Raw genomic sequence first — 2686 nt, 5'->3', positions numbered from 1 at the left:
CGCCAGTGTCTTGGCAGTGCGCATCGCTCTGTCCACTCGGCAGCTCTGCCCGGCCCGACGATGGGTTGGAGGTCGCCGGTCTCATTGTCGAAGGCCGTGGTTGCGATCAGCCTGGTGGCTTTGGGTTGGGAGAGCAATTATTTGACATGCAGGGTGTCTTTCACCAACAGCCGGTTAAAGTTGGGTGGCGCAGGGGGAAGAATCTCTGTCATCTCGAACAGAGGCACAGGGACTTCCCGCTCCGGTGCTTTCTGCTTGGCCTTCAGGTCCGTGATCTCCTCGTCCCGCCTCGCAATCCGGCTTTCCAGATTGGCAATTCGCTCCGCAAGGAAATAGCGCCCAACGGCAAAGCCGCCGCCGCCGAACAATACGGCAGACGTAGCAAAAGCCAGCGGGTTAGTCGCCACCAGCGCAGAGTTGCTTTGAATGAAAGCGATAAGGTCATGCATGGCCAAAGAGCACTCCTGTCACGCCGGGAACAATTCACACTGCCGGTTGTCGCGCAAGGGATCGTAATACCAAGTCGCATCCGGCCAGCTTATGGGCAATTTCGTCCTCCGGCCTTGCCCTGCCGTGCAGAGCGCCGCGAGTGCGTCAGGACTCGTTCCATTCATCCGCGCTATCGTCGTCATCGTAGGGCGGGACGGGATCAGTTCGCAATGTCCACGCAGTCATCCCACGACGGGGGGCGTATCGTCATAGCCAATGGAGACTAACCCCGGATGCCTGTGGGCTATAGCGAGTATCTGAGTCTCTAGCTCGCAGTTGTAGGTCATCAGCGCCTTCACGGTCTCAAGTGGGCTGTCGTAGCGGGCGATAAGCTTCACGGCTTCAGATTGCAGCTCGGCTTTGGCCTCGGCGTCCAGGTACATCGTTCCCATCTCGGTTCTCCTTGCGTGTCGTAGGCGTGATGTAGTGAGCGCCATTGAGCAGCATTATCCGTTTGAGCGCCTTTATGTGGACTGCGATGATCAGCATAAGTCTGGCGGGCGGCCTCTCCGGCATGCGCAGTGAACAAAAAGGGAACATATATGTCAAGCACGAATCCATTCCTGTCTTGACGTTGCCCGCGAGAAGTCGGTCAGAGTATGCTGCAGCCACCCTCAACGGGCACACGGCTTCGCTCGGTCCTTAACCCGCACTGGTTGAGCACTGAAGCGTACGTGCCCGCTCATCGTGCCTTGTTCCATCATCACGAACGAGCCTCGCAAGCCGGATCATATCGATTGTGCCGCCAGTAAGGCTCGCGGCCTTGCATTGACGGTGCTCAGCGCATTCAGGAGCAATCCTGAATCGTCGCTTCAAGGCTGGTCGCCACGTATGCACCGTTGTCCTTGCGTCCTTCACCGCGACTTCGTTGAAGGGCTGAGCCCAGATTGTTGCGCATTGCGCCGGTCGTGCAGTGCCTGGAGGTACGCGTGCTTGTCGCGCAGCACCGGGTAATTCCAATGTCCTGCTCACCTCGGGTCAGAGGAGGATCCGTTGGTGGTGGTGGATAGCTGCCGGCGAATTTCCGACAACAGCATGCCCGCCGCGCTGTGGCGCAGCTCGTGAATAGCCGACCGAGAAGCGATTCACGGCGAGCGAAAGCATCGAACGCCGAGAGCGTGCACACGGGGGCATCCGCATGGCCACCGAAAGGTGGCATATGCGTGAAGTGGGGACGACCCGGGCCGGTCTCCACGGGCGAAGAGCGTACGCTGTCGAAACGTGGCAGGGTTCTGAGCGGCCCCTTGGACCCCTATGCAAGCGTGGCTGAGCGCGCGCGAGAGCCCGCCCATCGGGCGCGTGATGCGCGACCTCGCTAGTCGGCCCTCATAGCTGCGGAAGCGCTTGCGCCATTCCTCGCAGCTCAGAGCCCGAGGGTCTGACCCGTTTCCATCCGAAGGAAACCTGCCGGCGAATTCCGCAACACCGAGTCTTGGAACGCCTCGACGGCAGAGCCGTGGGTGATATCGACCAGCACGGCCGCTGCGGCTTCAACCTTATCGGCCGCTTCGTCTACCTTGTCGAAACGCATCAGCATTCGATCGTGTAGCATCGACAACCGCGTCGCGTGATAAAGCACGCTGCGCTTGTGATAGTCCGAGTCCAGCGGCTCAAACAATATTGTCATGACGACAAATCCTCCGTTTCATTGCGATAGGAGGTCATTTGATGACGCCCCGTAACGATGCTGGTCTGGCGCTCCCGAGCCTCCATAACGCAGTGTCGGGCTGCCCGAATCCTGCAGCACAAGGCAATATTGACCGCGACGCCATTTTCCCGGTCCGTTTCCTCCTTCGCGCGCGACAGCGATTTCTCGGCTCGTTTGACGCGTAACCTTGCACGTCCAAGTTCGAAATCAAGACTTTCAGCCATTGTTGCGCTTCCAATTCGGTTGCGGTCCCTTCGACCGATAAAGTACGTCTGTTCTGTTTGGTTCCGGCCAACAAGAGCAATCGCGACCCGGCTCCCAGTTTTTAACAGGAGCCAGGCAAACGACTTATCTTAGTCGTCGTTGTCCTCGATGATCACGTGGCGCCGGTGATGGCGGCGTTCGATCGAGCCCGTGGTGACGACCACGTGATCGCGGCGATGGTGCTTGCGATGCCAATGGCGCTGGCCGTTGTCGTAAAAGGCTTCCGTGCCGTGACGGCGATGGTGAAGGCGAGCTCCATCCTCGTTGATGACGGCAATGCGGTTG

4 protein-coding genes and 1 pseudogene are annotated in these 2686 nt (G+C 59.2%); all 5 read right to left on the bottom strand.

The features are described 5' to 3' along the window. Positions 1–137 precede the first annotated feature (137 nt). Complete coding sequence (locus EN932_RS33440; RefSeq protein WP_127413105.1) at positions 138–449, bottom strand: hypothetical protein; 312 nt, start codon at positions 447–449, stop codon at positions 138–140. Between the two features lie 222 nt (positions 450–671). Then, a complete protein-coding gene (locus EN932_RS33435) occupies positions 672–881 on the bottom strand; it encodes a hypothetical protein (RefSeq protein WP_127413104.1) in 210 nt (69 codons plus the stop codon). Positions 882–1852: 971 nt separating this feature from the next. Then, positions 1853–2116 carry a hypothetical protein gene (locus EN932_RS33430; protein ID WP_127368945.1) on the bottom strand — a complete coding sequence of 88 codons (264 nt, stop codon included), beginning with the start codon at positions 2114–2116 and terminating at the stop codon, positions 1853–1855. Beyond that, complete coding sequence (locus EN932_RS33425; protein WP_127413103.1) at positions 2113–2361, bottom strand: hypothetical protein; 249 nt, start codon at positions 2359–2361, stop codon at positions 2113–2115. Before EN932_RS33425 ends, EN932_RS33430 begins: the two co-directional genes overlap by 4 nt. Before the next feature lie 129 nt (positions 2362–2490). Then, positions 2491–2686, bottom strand: a pseudogene (locus EN932_RS38235) (hypothetical protein); the annotation flags it as partial.

Origin of the sequence: Mesorhizobium sp. M7A.F.Ca.US.002.01.1.1 (genome assembly GCF_004022955.1) — a bacterium.
Taxonomy (GTDB): domain Bacteria; phylum Pseudomonadota; class Alphaproteobacteria; order Rhizobiales; family Rhizobiaceae; genus Mesorhizobium; species Mesorhizobium ciceri.
This window is presented reverse-complemented; position numbering and strand designations above follow the sequence as displayed.

Coding starts and splice junctions, on each gene's coding strand:
- EN932_RS33440 (WP_127413105.1), bottom strand. CDS start 449: ATGCATGACCTTATCGCTTTCATTCAAAGCAACTCTGCGCTGGTGGCG.
- EN932_RS33435 (WP_127413104.1), bottom strand. CDS start 881: ATGGGAACGATGTACCTGGACGCCGAGGCCAAAGCCGAGCTGCAATCT.
- EN932_RS33430 (WP_127368945.1), bottom strand. CDS start 2,116: ATGACAATATTGTTTGAGCCGCTGGACTCGGACTATCACAAGCGCAGC.
- EN932_RS33425 (WP_127413103.1), bottom strand. CDS start 2,361: ATGGCTGAAAGTCTTGATTTCGAACTTGGACGTGCAAGGTTACGCGTC.